Source organism: Cellulomonas taurus (assembly GCF_012931845.1).
Taxonomy (GTDB): domain Bacteria; phylum Actinomycetota; class Actinomycetes; order Actinomycetales; family Cellulomonadaceae; genus Cellulomonas; species Cellulomonas taurus.
Genome location: NZ_CP051884.1, coordinates 3,283,905 through 3,303,201 on the forward strand (window position 1 = coordinate 3,283,905; position 19,297 = coordinate 3,303,201).

Below are 19,297 nucleotides of genomic sequence, written 5' to 3' on the forward strand. Positions count from 1 at the left end.
TTGGAGTCGGACTACAGCTTGCTGAGAGACGTGCAGGCCAGCGTGCAGCTGGAGGGCTGCGCCTTTTCTGTAGTCCCACTACAAGAAGCTAGCTACCGGGTCATCGGGTGCCCAGCGTCCGGCGAGGCGGGGAACAAGGCGAGGCAAGCCGCGCGACGCAACCCGGGACAGCCCCCGCCCGCGCGGTGCGGTCGGAGGCTGTCGGTAGTGCGAGCCGTGCTCGGTGCGACTCAGTCGCCGAGGGCCGCCTCGATCTTCGGCACCAGGTTGTCCAGCGCGTACAGCTGCGCCCCGATGGTGCCGAGGGAGTAGGCGGACGACAGGTCGCCGTCGATCACCACGGCCCGGCCGTCGGCGACCGCGGGGATCGCCTGCCACTGCGGGTCATCGGTGATCTCGGTGGTGTCGATGAAGATCGGGAACGCGACGATCAGGTCGGCGTCCAGCAGGTCGAGCTGCTCGTCCGAGATGTCCACGCTGAAGCCGGAGGAGGACACCGGCAGGTCGGCGATGGTCGGCGACTGGACGAAGCCGAGGTTCTGCAGGAAGTCGACCCGGTCGCCGCCCTCGATGTACGCGCCCCAGCCCTCGGAGGTGCGGGTCGCGGCGGCGATGGTCTTGCCCTCCCAGTCGGGGTGCTGCTCGCCGGCGGTGGCGAAGGCGTCGTCGAGCTGCTGCTCCAGCTCCTGGCCCTTCTCCGGGACGCCGAGGGCGGCGGAGATCAGTTCGAGCTGCTGCTGACCGGTGGTGAGGTAGGAGTCGCCGCCCTCCGGAACGCCGACCGTCGGGGCGATCTGGGACAGCCGGTCGTAGCGGTCCTGGTCGCCGGAGGACTTCACGTCCAGGATCAGGTCGGGCTTCAGGGCGGCGATGGCCTCGTAGGAGGGTTCCAGCGTGTCGATCAGGGTCGGCGACTCGTCGTACTCCCCCTCGGCCCACGGCCCGACCCCGTCACCACCGAAGCCGAGCCAGTCCGAGGCGCCCACCGGCTGGTAGCCGAGCGACAGGGCGGTCTCGGCATCGCCCCAGCCGAGGGCGACGATCCGTTCCGGCGTGGACTCGACGGTCACCTCGCCGAACTTGGTGTCGACGGTGGCCGGGAAGCTGCCCGCGTCGGCGCCGGTGCTGCTCCGGTCGGTGGCGGTAGCCTCGCTGCCGGAGTCGTCGCCGGACGAGCAGGCGCTGAGCGCGAGGACGGCGACCGCTGCCAGAGCGGCGGCAACACGGGTGGACTTCATCGCAGAACCCTTCGGTGGTGGACGCCCGGAGCGCGGAGATCAGCGTCATCGTCGGGCGAATGCCTGGGAAGGTTAGCCTAGCCTCATGACGAGCGGGAACCACGGGTGACGGTCCACTCCCCCGCACGCCGCACGGTCGCGCTGACGGTCCTGCTGGTCCTTATGGTCGCGGCGATCGGGCTGAGCCTGGCCGTCGGGTCGCGGCCGGTGGACCTGGGCACCGTCGGGCGGGCACTGACCGGCGGTGACGTCGCCGGACCGGATCGGGCGGCGGTGGTCGGGCTGCGGGTGCCGCGCACGGTGCTGGGCATCGCGGTCGGTGCCGGGCTGGCGGTGGCGGGCGGTCTGATGCAGGGCCTCACCCGCAACCCGCTGGCCGACCCGGGCATCCTCGGGGTGACCAGCGGCGCCGCCTTCGCGGTGGCGATGGGCGTGGTGGTCGTCGGGGTGACTCGGCCGAGCGGGTACGTCTGGTTCGCCTTCGCCGGTGCGCTGGCGGCGACCCTGGCGGTGTACCTGGTCGGGTCGGCTGGACGCTCCCATGCCGGTCCGGTGCAGCTGACCCTGGCCGGGGTGGCGATCAGCGCGGTGCTGACCGGGGTCGTCGGGGCGCTGCGCCTGGCGGACCAGGAGCGGTTCGCGGTGCTGCTGACCTGGGAGTCCGGATCGTTCCAGGCGCGTGGCTGGGCGGTGATCCTGCCGGTGCTGCCCTTCATCGGGGTGGGACTGGTGCTGGCGGCGCTGGTGGCGGGGGCGCTGAACACGCTCGGACTGGGCGAGGACCTGGCGACGGCACTGGGCACGTCGGTGCGGCTGACCCGTGGGCTGTCGATCGCGGCGATCACCCTGCTGGCCGGCGGGGCGACCGCGATGGCCGGCCCGATCACGCTGGTCGGGCTGATGGTGCCGCACATCGTGCGCTGGCTGGTCGGACCCGATCAGCGTTGGATCCTCGGGCTGTCAGCGCTGGCCGGGCCGGTGCTGGTGCTGCTCGCGGATGTGGCGGCGCGGGTGCTGCTCTGGCCGGGTGAGCTGCCGGTCGGGGTGGTGACGGCCTTCATCGGGGCGCCGGTGCTGATCGCGCTGGTGCGGCGGCGGAAGGCGAGCGGGCTGTGAGGGCCGTGCGGACTGTGCGGACTGTGCGGGCACAGATCGCCGTGACGGCGCTGACGGTGGTGGCGCTGCTGCTCGCCGTCGTCGCACTGGGGCTGGGCGACTACCCGTTGAGCGTGCCGGAGGTGGTGCGGGCGCTGGTCACGGATCAGGGCTTCGCCAGCACGATCGTGGTGCAGTGGCGGCTGCCACGGGTGCTGGTGGCGCTGGTGTTCGGGGCGGCGCTCGGGGTGTCCGGGGCACTGTTCCAGTCACTGACCCGCAATCCGCTCGGGTCGCCGGACGTGATCGGGTTCTCCACCGGGTCGTACACCGGGGTACTGCTGGTGACCACGGTCGTCGGCACCGGGACGCTCGGGGTGTCGGCCGGGGCGCTGATCGCCGGACTGGCCACCGCGCTGGTGGTGTACCTGCTGGCCTACCGGGACGGGGTGCAGGGCTTCCGGCTGATCGTGGTCGGGATCGGGGTGACCGGGATGCTGCACGGGGTGAACGTGTGGCTGTTGCTCCGGGCGAAGACCGAGGTGGCGATGGCGGCGTCGATCTGGGGCGCGGGGTCGATCTCGCTGACCGGGTGGTCCCAGGCACTGCCCGCCTTCGCGGTGTTCGCGGTGCTCACGCCGCTGATCTGGGCGGTCCGTGGTCCCCTACGGCAGCTGGAGCTCGGTGACGACGCCGCGGGGGCGCACGGACTCCGGGTGGAGACGACCCGGCTGGCGGTGGTGGTGCTCGGGGTGGCGCTGATCGCGACGGTGACAGCGAGCGCCGGGCCGATCGCCTTTGTGGCGCTGTCGGCACCGCAGATCGCGCGGCGACTGACCCGGTCGGCGGGTCTGCCGCTGCTGGCGTCGGCGTTGACCGGTGGTGTGCTGCTGCTGGGGGCCGATCTGATCGCGCAGCACGTGCTGCCGACGGCGGTGCCGGTGGGTGTGGTGACGGTGGTGCTCGGCGGGATCTACCTGCTGACCCTGATCGTGCGGGAGGCGCGACGTCGATGGTGAACGAGCAGCGGTTGCGGGCGGACGGGCTGACCCTGGGCTACGACCGGAAGACGGTGGCGACCGACCTGAGCCTGAGCATCCCGGACGACTCCTTCACGGTGATCGTCGGGCCGAACGCCTGCGGCAAGTCGACCCTGCTGCGGTCGCTGGCCCGGCTGTTGAAGCCGACCGCCGGCGAGGTGCTGCTGGACGGCGGGTCGATCCACCGGCTGCCGACCAAGGAGGTGGCGCGCCGGGTGGGGCTGCTGCCGCAGAGCGCGCTGGCGCCGGAGGGGATCACGGTCGCCGATCTGGTCGCCCGCGGCCGCTATCCGCACCAGAACCTGTTCCGGCAGCAGTCGGAGGCCGATCGTCGGGCGGTGGCCGAGGCGATGGCGGCGACCCGGGTGACCGAGCTGGCGGCGGTGCCGGTGGACGAGCTCTCCGGCGGCCAGCGGCAGCGGGTCTGGGTGGCGATGGCCCTGGCCCAGCAGACCGGCATCCTGCTGCTGGACGAGCCGACCACGTTCCTGGACATCGCCCACCAGATCGAGCTGATGGATCTGTTCGCCCGGCTGCACCAGGAGGGGGCGACCCTGGTGGCGGTGCTGCACGACCTGAACCACGCCGCCCGGTACGCCACGCACCTGGTGGTGATGTCCGACGGCGCGGTCGTGGCCCAGGGCCGCCCCGCCGAGGTGGTGACCGCGGAGCTGGTGGAGTCGGTGTTCGGCCTGCCGTGCCTGGTGGTGCCGGACCCGCTGGCGGGGACGCCGATGGTGATTCCGCGCGGGGCGGCGCATCCGGCGCAGGACGCCTAGGACCCGGTTCCGAGCAGGACCAGCAGCACCAGGTTCAGCGCGACGACCAGGGCGACGACCACGATCAGCACCGCTTGCAGGCCGCGACGATTGGCGTGCTCGCCCATGAGTCGTCGGTCGGCGTTCAGCTTCACCAGCGGGATGGCCGCGAACGGGATGCCGAAGCTCAGCACCACCTGGCTCACCACCAGGGTCCAGGTCGGGTCCGCGCCGAGGCCGAGCAGTAGCAGTGCCGGGGCGAGGGTGATCGCGCGCCGGACCAGCAGGGGGATGCGGCGGTGGATCAACCCCTCCATCACCGCCGCACCCGCGTAGCAGCCGACCGAGGTGGAGGCCAGGCCGGAGGCCAGCAGCCCGACCGCGAACACCAGGCCGACCCCACCGCCCAGGGCGTCGCTGATCGCGGCGTGCGCGCCCTCGATGGTGTCGGTGCCGTCCACCCCGCGCAGGTTGGCGGCGGCGACCAGGAGCAGGCCGATGTTCACCGCACCGGCGACGACCAGCGCCGTCACCACGTCCCACCGGCTGGCGCGCAACAGCCGGTGCCGGGTCGGGGCGTCGTCGGTGCGGCCGAAGCGGTCACGGCTGAGCGCGGAGTGCACGTAGATCGCGTGCGGCATCACGGTGGCACCGAGCATGGAGGCGGCCAGCAGCACGGAGTCGGTGCCGGCGAACCGGGGTGCCAGACCCGCCAGCATCTCCGCCGGGTCCGGTGGGCCGACCACGAGTCCGGCCAGGAAGCCGACCACGATCACCAGCAGCAGGGCGGTCACCACTGCCTCGAACCGGCGCTGGCCGTAGCGGTCCTGGGTGGCGAGCAGCAGCATCGAGACCACCCCGACGATCAGCCCGCCCCAGACCAGCGGGAGGCCGAACAGCAGGTGCAGGGCGATGGCCCCACCGACGACCTCGGCGATGTCGGTGGCGGCGGCGACCACCTCGGCCTGCGCCCAGAACGCCAGCCGCGGACCGCGCCGCATCCGCCGGCCCAGCACTCCGGGCAGCGAGTCGCCGGTGACGATGCCGAGCTTGGCCGACTGGTACTGGATCAGCACCGCCATCGCGTTGGCGGCGACCAGCACCCAGAGCAGGAGGTAGCCGTACCGCGCACCGGCGGTCAGGTTGGCGGCGACGTTGCCCGGGTCGACGTAGGCGATGGCGGCGACGAAGGCGGGGCCGAAGAGGGCTACCAGACGACGAGAGTTCGGGTGCACGAACTTAGAGTAACGGCGATCCGATGTCAGGGCGTGATCGGGCGGGTCCAGGTGTTGTGATCGGGAGTGGGGGTGAAGCCGACCCGGGTCAGATAGGGATGCAGCGCGTCGGTGTGCGGGTGGGCCGTCAGCTCGCTCAGGCCGGTGGCCGCAAGCACGCCGCTGCGGCGGTAGACGAACTCCCCGGGGGCGAAGTCGCGGAACCGCGGCGTCACGTAGTCGAGCAGCACCTCCCCCACTCCGTCGCCGGTGTCCCGGAGCACGACCATGCCGACGGTCTCGTCACCGCGCAGGACCAGGTAGGCCCAGGTGCCGTCGCCGGAGTACCGCGGGTAGAACCGGGCGATGTCCTCGGCGTGCACCGCGGTGACGTGGCGCAGGTACGCCTCCGACGGGCCGACCTCGATCACCCGGTAGGCATCGGTGTCGTGCCGCTCCCGCAGCAGCCGCCAGATCCAGTACAGGTCGATCAGCGCGATCACGCCGTTCATCGCGGCGAAGGGCCAGATGTCGGCCCAGATGTTGTACCCGGTGGCGATCAGCGACCCCACCAGGTTGAGCACGCGGAACCGGAGCACCCGGGCCTGCATGAGCGACACGACGACCAGGACCGAACCGGTCCACCCGATGATCTCCAGCAGCGGCATGCCGCGACGGTAGCGGCGTCAGTCCGCCAGCACCGCCGAGGCGTGCGGGTCGACGGTCAACCACACCCGTTCGCCCACCTCCGGCATCCGGTCCGCGGGCGGTCGGGCCGCCACCGGGGCGAGCGGGTCACCCGCCAGGCCGGTCGCCGCGGAGTGCGGGTCGAGGTCGGCGACCACCTCGGGGCGGCCACGGCGGGTGCGACGACCGGTGACGGTGGCGGCGATCATCGGCGGCTCACCGGACCGGGCGCCCGCGGCGGGGGGCACCGCGTCGGGCGCGACGACCGCCCAACCGCCCTCGGCCACCACCCGGGTGCCGTCCGGGCCGGGCAGCGCGGTGCGGTAGCCGAGGAACCGGGCCACCTCGGCCGTCGCCGGTGCCGCCCACAGCTGTTCGGGGCTGCCGGTCTGCACCAGCCGGCCGGCGGACATCACCGCGACCCGGTCGGCGACCGTGGCCGCCTCGTCCTGGTCGTGGGTGACGAACAGCGCGGTGGTGCCGGTCGCCACCAGGGCACTGCGCAGATCGTCGGCCAGGCGCTCGCGCAAGCCCCGGTCCAGGGCCGACAGCGGCTCGTCCAGCAGCAGCAACCGGGGTCGTGGGGCGAGCGAGCGCGCCAGCGCGACCCGCTGTCGCTCGCCACCGGACAGGGTGCCCACCGCACGGTCGGCGTAGCCGGGCAGGCCGACCAGTTCCAGCAACTCGGCGACCCGGGCAGCCCGCTCGGGGCCGCGCGGCAGACCGTAGGCGACATTGCCGCCGACCGTGCGGTGCCCGAACAGCTGACCGTCCTGGAACACCAGCCCGAAGCCGCGCTGGTGGGTCGGCACGCCGGCGATGTCCCGGCCGCGCCAACTGATCGACCCGGCCGCGACCGGTTCCAGTCCGGCCACCGCCCGCAACAGGGACGACTTGCCGCAGCCCGAGGGGCCGAGGAGCGCCAGCACCCGCCCGACCTCCACGGTCAGGCTCACCCGGTCCACCGCCGTGACACCGGGGTAGCGGACCACCAGGTCGCTCACCCGCAGACCGTCGTGGGTCACAGTTCGCCTCCGAATCCGCGCAGCCGTTCGGCCAGCGCCATCACCCCCGCTGTCAGGACCGCGAGCACCACACTCGCCGCCAGGGCCATCCCGTACCGGTCGGCGCCGGGCAGCCCGATCAGCCGGAAGATCACCACCGGCAGGGTGGGCCGATCCGGCCGGGCCAGGAAGCTGGTCGCGCCGAACTCACCGAGTGACACGGCGAAGGCGAAGCCGACCGCCAGCCCCAGCGAGCGGAGCACCACCGGCAGGTCGATGGTGGCGAGCACCCGACCCGGCCCGGCGCCCAGGGTCGCCGCCGCCTCACGCAACCGGGGGTCGATCGCACGGAGCACCGGCAGCACGGTCCGCACCACCAGCGGCACCGCGACCACCGCCTGCGCGATCGGCACCAGGATGCCGCTGGTGCGCAGATCGGTGCTGATCCCGAACGGGTGGCCCATCACCAGCAGGAAGCCGAAGCCCACGGTCACCGCCGACACCCCGAGCGGCAGCATGAACGCCCCGTCCAGCACCGCCACCGTCCGGCGCAGCACCGGGTGCCGGGGTCGCCGCGACACCACCAGGGCGACCAAGCCGCCGACCAGCACCGCGAGCAGCGTGGCGTCGACGGCCACCGCGAGCGAGTTCCGCAGTGCCTCCCACACGGTGACGGTCAGGGCCGAGTCGCCCCCGGTGGTCGCCAGTGCGCGGTAGTGGTCGACCCCCCAGCCGTCACCGACCCGCAGTGACCCGGTGACCAGCGCGATCAGCGGCAGCGCGAGCAGCACCAGGGTGAGCGCGGTGATGACGGTCGGCACCGGATGCGGCCGAGTCGGTGCCGTCGGCGCCTCGACCAGCGCCAGTGCCCGTTCCCGGCGACTGCGCGCCCGGCCCGCGACCGCCAGCGCGGCGCCGACCACGACCACCTGCACCACCGACAGCACGGCGGCGGCCCGCAGGTCGAGGAACTGGGTGGTCTGGATCCAGATCTCGGTCTCCACGGTGCCGAACCGCAGGCCACCGAGCACCAGCACGGTGCCGAAGGCCGTGGCGCAGAACAGGAACACCAGCGAGGCCGCCGACACGATCGCCGGGGCGAGCGCCGGCAGGGTGACGGTGAGGAAGGCCCGCGCCGGTCCGGCACCGAGGGACCGGGCCGCCTGCTCCGGCCTCGGGTCCAGCCGGGACCACAGGCCGCCCACGGTGCGCACCACCACCGCGTAGTTGAAGAACACCAGCGCCGCGATGATCGCGGTGAAGCTGCCGTCCAGCCCTAGGAACCCGAGCGGGCCGTTGTCGCGCAGCAACGCCCGGAAGGCGACGCCGACTACCACGGTGGGCAGCACGAACGGGATGGTGACGAATGCCCGCAGCACCCCCTGACCGCGGAACCGGCAGCGATAGAGCAGGTACGCCCCCGGGATGCCGAGCAGCACCGAGACCACGGTGCCGATCGCGCCCTGCGCCAGGGTCAGGCCGATGATCCGCCAGGTCCGCGGGCGGCCGAAGACCTCCGCGAAGCCGGACAGGTCGGGCCCGCCGTCCCAGAACCCCCGGCCGACCAGCGACAGCACCGGCCAGGCGAAGAACACCCCGAGGAACACCAGCGGGACCGTCGCCGCGAGGGTCCAGGCGAGGTGCCGAGTGCGCAGTCTCCGAGGGACCGGTCGTCCGGGACGCCTCAGGAACTCCGCACTCGGCGGCTGCGCGGGGCCGGGCATGGGTCAGCCGACCACCAGGTCGGTCCAGGTGCGCACCCAGTCGTCCCGGTTCGCGGAGATCTCGGCCGGGTCGACGGTCCAGGGGTCGTCGGACAGCGGCGCCCACTGCTGCCAGGTGTCCGGCAGGCTCGCGGTCGAGGACACCGGGTACATGTACATCGAGCCGGGGATGTCCTCCTGGACCTCGTCGGAGAGCAGGAAGTCGATCAACTGCTGGGCACCCTCCGGGTTCTGCGCCCCCTCGAGCACCCCGGCGTACTCGACCTGGCGGAAGCAGGTGTCGAGCATCGCCGCGGTGGTCGGACCGGTGGCGTCGTCGGTGACGGTCTCCGGAGGGGAGGAGGCGTAGGACAGCGCGATCGGCCGGGACCCACCGCCACCGCCACCGGAGAAGTCGGAGTAGTAGGCGTCCGACCAGCTCTCGGCCACCTTGAGCCCGTTGTCCTTGAGCGCCGACCAGTACGCCTGCCAGCCGTCCTCGCCCTTGGCGCCGATGGTCGCGAGCAGGAAGGACAGGCCCGGGGAACTGGTCGCCGCGTTGGTGACCACCGTCAGGTCCTTGTACTGGGGCGCTGTCAGGTCATCCAGCGTGGTCGGTGCCGCCAGGCCGTGATCGGCGAACCAGACGGTGTCCACGTTCAGGCACACGTCGCCCATGTCCACCGCGGTCAACGAACCGGAGTCATCCGGGGCGTACTGCGCGGCGTCGGCGGCGGCCGGGACCTCGGAGGTGTACGGCTGCAACACCCCGGCGTCGATGGCGCGGGTGGCGAAGCTGTTGTCGATCCCGTAGACCACGTCGCCCAACGGGCTGTCCTTGGTCAGGATCAGCTGGTTGACCAGCGCACCGCCGTCACCGGGTGCCACCTGCTTCACGGTCAGCCCGGTCCGCTGCTCGAAGTCGGCCAGCAGCCCGTCGCTCAGGTGGAAGGAGTCGTGGGTGACCAGCGTGACGGTGCCGCCGTCGGACGACGACTCGTCCGCCGTCGGGGTGGTGACCGAGCACGCGGCGAGGGCCATCACCAAGCCCGCCCCCAGGATCGTGCGCATTGCTTCCTCCTCGATGAGTAACCGAGGGGGCCGCCCGGACACGGGTGTGCCAGGACGGGGAGAGATGTCTCGACTCCCTACGCCGGTGCTAACCGGATCAGGTGTGAGGGTCTGCGGTCCGTCCGCACTCTCAGCGCCGGTCGGGCCGTTGCCGGCCCGGGACGCTCCCCTGTCGTTCGCCGCCGACAGTACACCGTGTGCGACCTGCGATTGCACCCGGCTCCGGCTAGCGTGGACACCCGCAAGCCCCACCCACTCTGGAGGTCGCACCGTGTCCGACGAGGAGCAGAACGAGTCCACCCTGGCCAAGGTCACCGGGCTGATCGTGGCCGGTGCCGTGGCGTGGGTGGCGCAGAAGGCGCTGACCGCCGTCTGGAAGAAGACCCTCGGCCACGAGCCGCCGCAGCCGGAGAACCCGGGCGACAGCCGCCTGGGCGAGGTGGTGGCCGCCGCCGCGATCACCGGTGCGGTGGTGTCGCTGGCCCGGGTGATGGCGACCCGGGGCACCGCGCACTTCAGCAAGCGGGTCAACGACGGGCGACACCTGCCGGGCAAGGCGGACTGATCAGCCCTTGTCGTTGGCCTTGGGGGCGGCACCCTCGTTCGAGGCTGCCGCCTCCTCGGCGTGCTGGACGGCCCGCTCCTGCGCCTCGGTGAGCTCGTCCACCACCAGCAGGTCGTCGCGCACCTTCCCGGTGCGGTAACCGGCCCGGCCCACCAGGTGGGCGGCCACCGGCGCGGTGAGCATCTGGAACAGCGCGACCAGCACCAGCGCCCAGACCGCTGACCCGTCCCGCAGCCGCAGCGACAAGCCGACCAGCACCAGCACCAGGCCCAGTACCTGCGGCTTGGTCCCGGCGTGCATCCGGGACAGCAGGTCGGGGAACCGGAGCACGCCGACCCCGGCCGCGAAGGCGAGGGCGGCGCCGCCGAGCAGGAAGATGGCGGAGGCGACGTCCGCGATGGCGTCCCAGTTCATCAGTGCCCCTCCGGGTGGTCCTTGGCGACGTGCTCGGCGTCCTTGGCCCGGCGGGCGCGGCGTTCGGCCTCCGCCTCTTCCTCGGCCTTGATCCGTTCGGCCTCCTCGGCGGCGATCTCCTCGCGAGTACGGACCCGGCCCTCGCCCTCCGGCTCCACCGAGGCGAAGCGGGAGATGGTCACCGAGCCGATGAAGCCGACCAGGGAGAGCACCACGAGGATCGGCACCACGTCGGCCCGGCGGTCCACCGCGGCGTAGAGGGCGATCGCGGCGACCAGGACGCTGACCACGATGTCGAGGGCGATGGTCCGGTCCAGCATGGACGGACCCTTCTCGGCGCGGATCAGCGCCATCGCCCCGGCCGCAGCCAGCAGGACGGCGCTGACGATCACGACGACGGTCATGCCGCCACCTCCTGACGACGGCGCCGATGCGGTTCCAGTCCCGCCTCGCGCAGCTCGGTGTCCGAGGCGAGCGCCCGGAGCACCCGCTCCTCCTGGTCGAGGACGACCTTACGGGCTGCCTCGATGCCACCGACCTGGTCGACGTCCAGGACGTGCAGGAAGAGCTTGCCGGTCAGGCGGTGCGCCTCGACCACCAGCGATCCGGGCACCAGCGAACACAGCTCGGCGGTGATGGTCAGGTACAGGTCGGAGTGCGACCGCAGCTGCACGCCGATCACCGCGCCGTGCGGGGTGTGCCGGGGGCGCAGCGCCACCCAGGACACCTCGAACGAGGCCTTGAACAGGTCCCAGACGAACCGGCTGACCAGGACGACCACCCCCCAGGGGTGCACGCGGCCGTGGAAGTCGACCGGGGTCATCCGCAGCAGGCCGGTGACCGCGACCGCGATCAGCAGCCCGGCGATCACATTGCCCCAGCTCAGCGAACCCCAGAGCAGCACCCACACCACGGTCAGCCACGCGATCGTGGGCCACTGACGCAGCAGGCTCGGCTTCGGCTTGCGGCTCATGGCGTCCCCTCCGGGTCGGGTGTGAACGTCGGGGACGGCAGCGACGACGGACCGGCCGACCGGGCGACCTCGGCGGAGTCACCCTCACCGCGCTCGCCGTTGGGCAGCACCGCCTCGACGTACTGCCGGTCGGTGAGCGCCTCGGCGGCCCGGTCCGCGTAGCCGTAGAGCGGCCCGGCGAACACGGTCAGCGCCAGGCCGAAGACCACCAGCGCGCCCGCCGACCCGACCATGCCCCGCGGCAGGGTGGTGTCCGGCAGCGGCGCGGGCGGGTTCTGCCAGAACGCCTTGTTCCACGCCTTGATCAGCGCGTACAGGGTGAGCAGTGAGGTGACCACCCCGCCGACCACCAGGGTGATCGCCAGCGGGGTGCCGAGCTGGGTGCCCGCCTGCATCAGGCCCACCTTGCCCAGGAAGCCGGACAGCGGCGGGATGCCGGCCAGGTTCATCGCCGGGATGAAGAACATCACCGCGAGCAGGGGGGCCGCCTTGGCCAGACCGCCCAGCTCGTCCAGCGAGGTCGTCCCGCCGCGGCGCTCGATCAGGCCGGAGATCAGGAACAGCGTGGTCTGCACCGTGATGTGGTGGGCCACGTAGTAGATCGCCGCCGACCACCCGGTCTGGGTGCCCAGCGCGATGCCGAAGATCATGTACCCGATGTGGCTGACCAGGGTGAAGGACAGCAGTCGTTTGATGTCGTCCTGCGCCACGGCGCCGAGGATGCCCACCACCATCGTGGCCAGCGCCGCCCACATCAGCACGTCGTTCAGTCGTCCGTCCGGGAACAGCAGGGTCTGCACCCGGATGATGGCGTAGACGCCGACCTTGGTCAGCAACCCGGCGAACACCGCGGTGACCGGCGCCGGGGCGGTCGGGTAGGAGTCGGGCAGCCAGGCGGACAGCGGGAAGATCGCCGCCTTGATCCCGAAGGCCAGCAGCAACAGGATCTGCAGCAGCAGCCGGACCCCGGAGTCGATCTCCGGCAGTCGTTCGGCCAGCTGGGCCAGGTTCACCGTGCCGGTGGCCGCGTAGATCATCGCGATGGCGATCAGGAACAGCACCGACGACAGCAGCGCGACCGCCACGTAGACGCTGCCCGCGCGGATCCGCTCGCCGGTGCCGCCCATGGTGAGCAGCACGTAGGAGGCGAACAGCAGGATCTCGAAGCCGACGTAGATGTTGAACAGGTCGCCGGAGAGGAAGGCGTTCGCCACCCCGGCGGTCAGGATCAGGTACGTCGGGTGGTAGATGGACACCGGGGCTGCCTCGTCACCGTCGGCCTCACCCTGGGCCAGCGAGTACAGCTGGACGCAGAGCGTGACGGCGGCGGAGACGGTCAGCATCAGCGCGCTGAGCCGGTCGGCGACCAGGTCGATGCCGACCGGGGCCGCCCAGTTGCCGATGTCGACCACCACCGGGCCGGAGTCGGCGGCGACCAGCAGCACCGCCGCGACGACCAGCACGATGCTGAGCGCCACCACGGAGATGATCCGTTGCAGCCGGGGTCGGCGGTAGAGCGCCAGGGCCAGTCCGGCACCGAACAGCGGCACGACCACCGGCAGCGGCACCAACCAGGAGAACTCGCTCATGCGTGGTCCACCTCGTTGTCCGCCGTCGGGCCCGCCGCGGTTCCGGCTTCGCTGTCGTCGGTCTCGTCGCGGGTCTCGGCTGCCTGCTCGTCCAGGGTGTCGATGGTGTCCTCGGTGTCGGCGTCGTCGAAGGCCCGCTCGTCGCGGGCTGCCAGGCGGGCGATACGGCGGTCCTCGATGTCGTCCTGGACCTCGTCGTGGCGGTGCAGCTGCCAGGACCGGTACGCCATGGCCAGCACGAAGGCCGTGGTGGCCAGCGTGATGACGATGGCGGTCAGCACCATGGCCTGCGGCAGCGGATCGGCCTGTTCCTCCACCGGGGCGTCCCCGACGATCGGCGGGCGACCGGCGCGGCCCCCGGCGATCAGGAACAGCAGGTTCGCGGCGTTGCCCAGCAGGATCACGCCGATCAGCACCCGGGTGAGCGAGCGCTCCAGCAGCAGGTACACCCCGGCGGTGACCAGCACGACGATCACGGCGACCAGGACCAGGTTCGGGCTCATGTCGATCATGCGTCACCTCCGGTCGGTCGGTTGTGCGTGGCGGCGGCGCCGCGGATCGCGGCGAAGGGGTCCTTCACCGGTTCGCCGGGTTCGGCGTCACCACCGACGACCAGCTCGTAGCCCTCACCGGCCGCCTCGGCCTGCCGGTCCAGCTCGGCGCCCAGGCTGCGCAGGATGTCCAGCACCAGCCCGACCACGACCAGGTACACGCCGATGTCGAAGAACAGCGAGGTGACCAGGTGGATGTCACCGATCAGCGGCAGGTGCAGGTCGATGATCCAGGACTGGAGCACCGAGCCACCGGCCAGCAGCGCGACCAGCCCGACACCCGCGGACAGGAACAGCCCCGACCCGAGCAGCAGACCCGGTTGCACCGGAGCGGCCTCGCCCAGCTCGTACCGGCCACCGGCCAGGTACCGCACGATCAGCGCGATGCCGGTGACCAGACCGGCGGCGAAGCCACCGCCCGGGTTGTTGTGCCCGGAGAACAGCAGGAACAACGAGTACACGATCATGGTGTGGAACAGCAGCCGGACCACGACCTCGAACACCACCGAGCGGCGCTGGGGTGCCAGGGTCCGCGCCGAGCGCAGCCACTCCCGCGGCTGGTAGGCGGCCCGGCGGCTCTCCGAGATCGGCAGGTTGCGCACGGCGCTCTGCGGGTCGCTGGACCCGGTGCCGGTCCAGACCTGGCGGGTCTCGGATGCCTCACCGGCGCGGTAGATCGCGCCGGAGCGGCGCCGCAGGAACACCAGCGAGGCGACACCGGTCGCCGCGACCAGCAGCACCGAGATCTCGCCCATGGTGTCCCAGGCGCGGATGTCGACCAGGGTCACGTTGACGATGTTCTTGCCGCCGCCGAACTCGTAGGCCTCGGCGGCGAAGTCCACCGACACCGGGCTGTGCACCCGCGCGCCCGGCACCACCAGCGCCAGTCCGCCGACGGTCAGTCCCGCCGCGAGGCCGATCGCCAGCCGCACCCAGCGCGAGCTGGTCCGCGGCCGATCGGAGAAGTACGGCGGCAGGCGGCGCATCACCAGCACGAAGACCACCAGGGTCAGCGTCTCGGTGAGCACCTGGGTCAACGCCAGGTCCGGCGCACCCTGCAGCAGGAACAGGGCGGCGACGCCGTAGCCCGCCACACCCAGCAGGATCACGGCCTTGAGCCGGCGACGAGCGCGGGCCACCAGGATCGCCGCCAGGGCGATGAACAGGCCGAAGACCACCTGCGCGGGCTCGTCCCACCGCACGGTGTCCTTCGGCAGCGAGGTGAGCCGCAGCATCGGGATGCCGACGCCGAGCACGAAGACCACCAGGATCGACCCGAGGTACAGCGGCAGCGAACCGCGCTGGGTCTGGGCGGTGACGTCGGCGGCGAGGTCGTCCAGTCGGCGCATCAGGCGGCGGTACATCCGGTCCGCCTCCGGCACCCGGGGCAGTGCCGCCTGGAACTGCTCGACCAGGCTGCGGCGCCAGAACATCAGGGCGCCCGAGCCGAGCACGGCGATGGTGACCAGCACCGGCAGCCCGAAGCCGCCCCACAGCGTGAGGTGCCCGGCCTCGCCGATCGGGTACTGGTCAGCGTGCGGGGCCAGCAGTTCCTCGCCGAAGTGCGGCACCAGCGCCACGACCACACCGAGCAGCGCCAGCAGCATCGCGGGCCAGACCAGGACCAGCGACGGGCGACCCACCGGCGCGGGCTCCTCCAGCAGCTCCTTCGGGTCGGTGGTCTCCGGCACCGGCAGCCGGGCCTCGGCGGCGGTGATCATCCGCACCTTGGCGACCGACATCACCGGCTTGGTGGCGAACGCACCCCACCAGAGCCGCAGACCGTAGGCCACGGTGAGCGCGGAGCCGATCGCGACGCCGACCAGCACGACCATGCCGAGGGGGTCGGCGTCGTGGGCCAGCGCTTCGAGGGCCGCCTCCTTGCCGACGTACCCGGCGAAGGGGGGCAGGCCGATCATCGACGCGGTGGCCAGGCCACCGGCCCAGGCGGTGAGCGGCAGCGCGCGGCCCACCCCGGACAGCCGTCGCAGGTCGCGGGTGCCGGTGGCGGCGTCGACCACGCCCACCACCAGGAACAGCGCCGCCTTGAACATCGCGTGCGCACCGAGCATCGCCAGCCCAGCCAGGGCGGTCGCGCGGGTGCCGTAGCCGACCAGCAGCACGATCAGACCGAGCTGGCTCACGGTCCCGAAGGCCAGGATCAGCTTGAGGTCGTGCTGGCGCAGCGCCCGGTAGCCGCCGAGCAGCAGCGTGCCCAGCCCCAGGATCACGATGAACCAGCGCCACACGGTCAGCTCGGAGTACGCCGGGGCGAACCGGGCGACCAGGTACACACCGGCCTTCACCATCGCGGCGGCGTGCAGGTAGGCGCTGGTCGGGGTCGGCGCAGCCATCGCGGCGGGCAGCCAGAAGTGGGTGGGGATCAGCGCGGACTTGGTCGCGGCACCGATCAGCAGGCAGACCACCCCGGCGGTGACCAGCGCCGAGTGCGGCGGGTCCGCCAACGTCGCGGAGAGGCTGTAGGTGCCCGCCGCCTCGCCGATGAAGATGACGCCGACCAGCATCGCCAAACCACCGGCGGTGGTGACCACGATGGCCTGCATCGCGGCCCGACGGGACGCCTTGCGCTCGTGGTAGTGGCCGATCAGCAGGTAGGAGAAGACCGTGGTCAGCTCCCAGAACACGAACAGCAGCAGGGTGTTGTCCGCGGTGACCAGGCCGAACATCGCCCCGGCGAAGGCGGTGAGCACACCGCTGAACCGGCCGAGGGCGGAGGCGTGCTCCTTGAAGTACGCCGAGCAGTAGATCAGGACGACAGCACCGACACCGCCGACCAGCAGGCTCATCAGCCAGCTGAGGGTGTCCATCCGGAAGCTGAGGTCGAGTCCGAGTGCGGGGATCCAGGCGACGGTCTGGGTCGGGCTACGACCCTCCATCACCGCCTGGGTCATGCTCAGCGCCCACACCGTCACGGCGGCGGGCGCGAGCGCCAGCACCCAGAACGCTTTGCGGCCGATCCATGCCACGAGGGCAGGGGCCGCCAGGGCAGCGACGAGGTGCAGCGTGAGGAGTTGCAGCAAACGTCCGCTCCGTCCGGTCGTGGGGCGGGTGGGGGACTTCAGTTGTCAGGCGGAGGGTACGACGACGCACGGCAACGCAGGGCGTCGTCGTGGTCAAGGGATCCCCACCAGCCTACCAACTGGGTCCTAGGTCCGCCGGTCCTGTTCACCCTCGGCGTGACCGGACTAGCCTCGTGCGGTGACCCTCCTGCGCCTGACCTGCCTCGTCGCGGTGCTCGTCGGCACCGTCGTCGGGGTCGCGGTGTTCGTCCGAGGTGCCGCCCGGCTCACCCGCGCGATCACGATGGGGCGCCCGGCGCCCGGGCGCTCGGGCCCGGTCGGACGGCGGGTCGGTCTGGTGCTGCGCGAGATGCTCGGCCACGGCCGGTTCCAGCACTCGCCGGTGGTGAAGGTCGCGCACTGGACCGTGATGGTCTCCTTCCCGATCCTGTTCTTCACGCTGGTCACCGGCTACGGCCAGATCCTCGACCCGACCTGGACGCTGCCGGTGCTCGGGCACCTGCTGCCCTGGGAGTGGCTCACCGAGGCCATCGCCTGGCTGTCGCTGGCCGGGATCCTGGCGCTGATCGCGGTCCGGGTGCGGCTGAGTCGACGGTCGTCCTCGCGCTTCTCGGGCTCGAACCAGGCACAGGCGGCCGTGGTCGAGGGCACCGTGCTGGCCGTGGTGCTCGCCGTGCTGCTGCTGCGCGGGCTGGAGCACCGGCTCGGCGGCGGATCGGTGTGGCACTTCCCGACCACCGCGTGGATCGGCGACCTGTTCACCGGGGTGAGCACCGGGACGGTCGAGACACTGGTCGTGCTCTGCGCCACGGTGAAGATCCTGGTGTCGATGAGCTGGTTCGTCGTCGTCGGCAGTCAACCCACGATGGGCATCGCCTGGCACCGGTTCCTGGCCGTGGTGAACATCTACGCCCGGCGCTACGACGACGGCCGCCCGGCGCTGGGCCCGCTGCTGCCGGTCCGGGTCGACGACGCCGACCTGGACGTGGCGGCGCTGGAGTCGTTGCCGGAGGACGCCCGGCTCGGAGTCCGCGCGGTCGAGGACCTGAGCTGGAAGCAGCTGCTGGACGTGGCGACCTGCACCGAGTGCGGCCGCTGCCAGGACCAGTGCCCGGCCTGGGCCACCGGTAAACCGCTGTCGCCGAAGCGGGTGGTGATGGCCCTGCGCGACCAGGCGGCGGCGACCGCCCCCTACCTGACCGCGACCGGGACCGGGACCGACGACACCGCGTCCGGGCACGTGGACGTCGACCTGGTCGCCTCCGGGGTGATCGACGCCGACGCGCTCTGGGCCTGCACCACCTGCGGAGCGTGCGTCCAGCAGTGCCCGGTGGACATCGAGCACGTCGACACCATCGTCGACATCCGGCGCTACCAGACCCTGATGGAGTCGGCGTTCCCGGCGGAACTGGCCGGGACGTTCACCAAGCTGGAGCGTCGGGGCAACCCGTGGGGGCTGCCGGCGCGACAACGGCTGAGGTGGGCGGCGGGGCTCGACTTCGAGGTGCCGGTGATCGGCGCCGACCTGGAGTCGGCGGAGGAGGTCGACTACCTGTTCTGGGTCGGCTGCGCGGGGTCCTTCGAGGAGAAGGCGATGCGGACCACCCGGGCGGTGGCCGAACTGCTGCACGCCGCCGGGGTGTCCTTCGCGGTGCTCGGCGAGGGCGAGGGCTGCACCGGTGACCCGGCGCGGCGGGCGGGCAACGAGGTGCTGTTCCAGATGCTCGCGGCGGGCAACGTCGAGACGCTGAACGCCGCCCGGGCGCAGGCAGTCGTGGTCACCTGCGCACACTGCTTCAACACGCTGTCCCGGGAGTACCCGCAGCTGGGCGGGCACTACGACGTGGTGCACCACACCGAGCTGCTGAACCGGCTGGTGGCGGAGGGGCGGCTGGTGCCGGTCGAGCCTGCTGCGGCGGTTGTCGCGGGGCCGGGTGGCGTGGCGGACCCGGGGGCCGTGGTGACCTACCACGACCCCTGCTACCTGGGCCGCCACAACCAGATCTACTCCCCGCCCCGGGAACTGCTGGCCGCCGCCGGGGTCCAGGTCACCGAGATGCCCCGCACCCGGGAACAGTCCTTCTGCTGCGGGGCCGGTGGCGCGCGGATGTGGATCGAGGAGTCGATCGGCACCCGGATCGGCACCGCCCGCGCGCAAGAGGCGATCGACACCGGCGCCAGCGCCATCGCGACCGCGTGCCCGTTCTGCACCGTCATGCTCACCGACGGGGTCGCGGCCGCCGACCGCAGCGACATCGGCGTCCCCGAGGTCGCGGACATCGCGGTGCTGCTGTCCGGCCGCCTGCGCGGGGCGTGAACGCGGCGCGCTCGCCCGAACGCTGTGTTCTACAGTC

Annotated in this window: 17 protein-coding genes and 1 riboswitch; of the genes, 5 read left to right on the top strand and 12 right to left on the bottom strand. The window is 72.1% G+C overall.

Going from position 1 to position 19,297, the window contains the following annotated elements:
• Positions 1 to 230: 230 nt before the first annotated feature.
• On the bottom strand, positions 231 to 1,238 hold the full coding sequence (locus tag HGK68_RS15220; RefSeq protein WP_169166723.1) for an iron-siderophore ABC transporter substrate-binding protein: 1,008 nt from the start codon (positions 1,236 to 1,238) through the stop codon (positions 231 to 233).
• Positions 1,239 to 1,400: 162 nt separating this feature from the next.
• Between HGK68_RS15220 and HGK68_RS15225 the strand changes: the two genes are divergently transcribed.
• The 3 genes from HGK68_RS15225 to HGK68_RS15235 are packed head-to-tail and all read left to right on the top strand — an operon-like array spanning position 1,401 to position 4,152.
• Positions 1,401 to 2,354, top strand: coding sequence for a FecCD family ABC transporter permease (locus tag HGK68_RS15225; protein ID WP_169166724.1), 954 nt, complete (start codon positions 1,401 to 1,403; stop codon positions 2,352 to 2,354).
• A 14-nt stretch (positions 2,355 to 2,368) separates the two neighbouring features.
• Entirely contained in the window at positions 2,369 to 3,352 is a 984-nt protein-coding gene (locus HGK68_RS15230) for a FecCD family ABC transporter permease (protein ID WP_425483680.1), read from the top strand.
• Positions 3,346 to 4,152, top strand: coding sequence for an ABC transporter ATP-binding protein (locus tag HGK68_RS15235; RefSeq protein WP_169166726.1), 807 nt, complete (start codon positions 3,346 to 3,348; stop codon positions 4,150 to 4,152). Before HGK68_RS15230 ends, HGK68_RS15235 begins: the two co-directional genes overlap by 7 nt.
• On the opposite strand, the gene HGK68_RS15240 is transcribed toward HGK68_RS15235, so the two are convergent.
• From HGK68_RS15240 to HGK68_RS15260, 5 genes are read right to left on the bottom strand one after another with little or no spacing between them, the layout of a single operon-like run.
• On the bottom strand, positions 4,149 to 5,366 hold the full coding sequence (locus HGK68_RS15240) for an Nramp family divalent metal transporter (protein WP_246260425.1): 1,218 nt from the start codon (positions 5,364 to 5,366) through the stop codon (positions 4,149 to 4,151). The genes HGK68_RS15235 and HGK68_RS15240 overlap by 4 nt on opposite strands.
• Before the next feature lie 26 nt (positions 5,367 to 5,392).
• Entirely contained in the window at positions 5,393 to 6,013 is a 621-nt protein-coding gene (locus tag HGK68_RS15245) for a hypothetical protein (RefSeq protein WP_206155766.1), read from the bottom strand.
• A gap of 18 nt (positions 6,014 to 6,031) precedes the next feature.
• Positions 6,032 to 7,036, bottom strand: coding sequence for an ABC transporter ATP-binding protein (locus HGK68_RS15250; protein WP_246260427.1), 1,005 nt, complete (start codon positions 7,034 to 7,036; stop codon positions 6,032 to 6,034).
• Positions 7,037 to 7,053: 17 nt separating this feature from the next.
• Complete coding sequence (locus tag HGK68_RS15255; protein ID WP_169166728.1) at positions 7,054 to 8,760, bottom strand: ABC transporter permease; 1,707 nt, start codon at positions 8,758 to 8,760, stop codon at positions 7,054 to 7,056.
• A gap of 3 nt (positions 8,761 to 8,763) precedes the next feature.
• Entirely contained in the window at positions 8,764 to 9,810 is a 1,047-nt protein-coding gene (locus HGK68_RS15260; RefSeq protein ID WP_169166729.1) for a thiamine ABC transporter substrate-binding protein, read from the bottom strand.
• Between the two features lie 57 nt (positions 9,811 to 9,867).
• Positions 9,868 to 9,991: riboswitch (TPP riboswitch) on the bottom strand.
• 90 nt (positions 9,992 to 10,081) lie between these two features.
• Between HGK68_RS15260 and HGK68_RS15265 the strand changes: the two genes are divergently transcribed.
• Positions 10,082 to 10,375 carry a DUF4235 domain-containing protein gene (locus tag HGK68_RS15265; RefSeq protein ID WP_169166730.1) on the top strand — a complete coding sequence of 98 codons (294 nt, stop codon included), beginning with the start codon at positions 10,082 to 10,084 and terminating at the stop codon, positions 10,373 to 10,375.
• On the opposite strand, the gene mnhG is transcribed toward HGK68_RS15265, so the two are convergent.
• Genes mnhG through HGK68_RS15295 form a run of 6 tightly spaced genes read right to left on the bottom strand, consistent with a single transcriptional unit; the run spans position 10,376 to position 16,943 of the window.
• Complete coding sequence (gene mnhG, locus HGK68_RS15270) at positions 10,376 to 10,789, bottom strand: monovalent cation/H(+) antiporter subunit G (RefSeq protein WP_169166731.1); 414 nt, start codon at positions 10,787 to 10,789, stop codon at positions 10,376 to 10,378.
• Entirely contained in the window at positions 10,789 to 11,193 is a 405-nt protein-coding gene (locus HGK68_RS15275) for an MrpF/PhaF family protein (RefSeq protein WP_169166732.1), read from the bottom strand. Before HGK68_RS15275 ends, mnhG begins: the two co-directional genes overlap by 1 nt.
• Positions 11,190 to 11,762, bottom strand: a complete 573-nt coding sequence (locus tag HGK68_RS15280; protein ID WP_169166733.1) for a Na+/H+ antiporter subunit E — start codon at positions 11,760 to 11,762, stop codon at positions 11,190 to 11,192. The genes HGK68_RS15275 and HGK68_RS15280 overlap by 4 nt, the downstream gene beginning before the upstream one ends.
• The gene (locus tag HGK68_RS15285) at positions 11,759 to 13,351 is read right to left on the bottom strand and encodes a Na+/H+ antiporter subunit D (protein WP_169166734.1); all 1,593 of its coding nucleotides are present in this window, start codon (positions 13,349 to 13,351) and stop codon (positions 11,759 to 11,761) included. The genes HGK68_RS15280 and HGK68_RS15285 overlap by 4 nt, the downstream gene beginning before the upstream one ends.
• Positions 13,348 to 13,863, bottom strand: a complete 516-nt coding sequence (locus HGK68_RS15290; RefSeq protein ID WP_169166735.1) for a Na(+)/H(+) antiporter subunit C — start codon at positions 13,861 to 13,863, stop codon at positions 13,348 to 13,350. Before HGK68_RS15290 ends, HGK68_RS15285 begins: the two co-directional genes overlap by 4 nt.
• Positions 13,860 to 16,943, bottom strand: a complete 3,084-nt coding sequence (locus HGK68_RS15295; RefSeq protein WP_169166736.1) for a Na+/H+ antiporter subunit A — start codon at positions 16,941 to 16,943, stop codon at positions 13,860 to 13,862. The genes HGK68_RS15290 and HGK68_RS15295 overlap by 4 nt, the downstream gene beginning before the upstream one ends.
• A 178-nt stretch (positions 16,944 to 17,121) precedes the next feature.
• Between HGK68_RS15295 and HGK68_RS15300 the strand changes: the two genes are divergently transcribed.
• Positions 17,122 to 19,260: a (Fe-S)-binding protein gene (locus HGK68_RS15300; RefSeq protein WP_169166737.1), complete on the top strand. Its 2,139-nt coding sequence runs from the start codon at positions 17,122 to 17,124 to the stop codon at positions 19,258 to 19,260.
• Positions 19,261 to 19,297 lie beyond the last annotated feature (37 nt).

Excerpts from the sequence above, each read along its gene's own strand:
- HGK68_RS15290 (WP_169166735.1), bottom strand. The coding sequence starts at position 13,863 with ATGATCGACATGAGCCCGAACCTGGTCCTGGTCGCCGTGATCGTCGTG.
- HGK68_RS15235 (WP_169166726.1), top strand. The coding sequence starts at position 3,346 with ATGGTGAACGAGCAGCGGTTGCGGGCGGACGGGCTGACCCTGGGCTAC.
- HGK68_RS15280 (WP_169166733.1), bottom strand. The coding sequence starts at position 11,762 with ATGAGCCGCAAGCCGAAGCCGAGCCTGCTGCGTCAGTGGCCCACGATC.
- HGK68_RS15225 (WP_169166724.1), top strand. The coding sequence starts at position 1,401 with ATGGTCGCGGCGATCGGGCTGAGCCTGGCCGTCGGGTCGCGGCCGGTG.
- HGK68_RS15220 (WP_169166723.1), bottom strand. The coding sequence starts at position 1,238 with ATGAAGTCCACCCGTGTTGCCGCCGCTCTGGCAGCGGTCGCCGTCCTC.
- HGK68_RS15285 (WP_169166734.1), bottom strand. The coding sequence starts at position 13,351 with ATGAGCGAGTTCTCCTGGTTGGTGCCGCTGCCGGTGGTCGTGCCGCTG.
- HGK68_RS15245 (WP_206155766.1), bottom strand. The coding sequence starts at position 6,013 with ATGCCGCTGCTGGAGATCATCGGGTGGACCGGTTCGGTCCTGGTCGTC.
- HGK68_RS15275 (WP_169166732.1), bottom strand. The coding sequence starts at position 11,193 with ATGACCGTCGTCGTGATCGTCAGCGCCGTCCTGCTGGCTGCGGCCGGG.
- HGK68_RS15255 (WP_169166728.1), bottom strand. The coding sequence starts at position 8,760 with ATGCCCGGCCCCGCGCAGCCGCCGAGTGCGGAGTTCCTGAGGCGTCCC.
- HGK68_RS15260 (WP_169166729.1), bottom strand. The coding sequence starts at position 9,810 with ATGCGCACGATCCTGGGGGCGGGCTTGGTGATGGCCCTCGCCGCGTGC.
- mnhG (WP_169166731.1), bottom strand. The coding sequence starts at position 10,789 with ATGAACTGGGACGCCATCGCGGACGTCGCCTCCGCCATCTTCCTGCTC.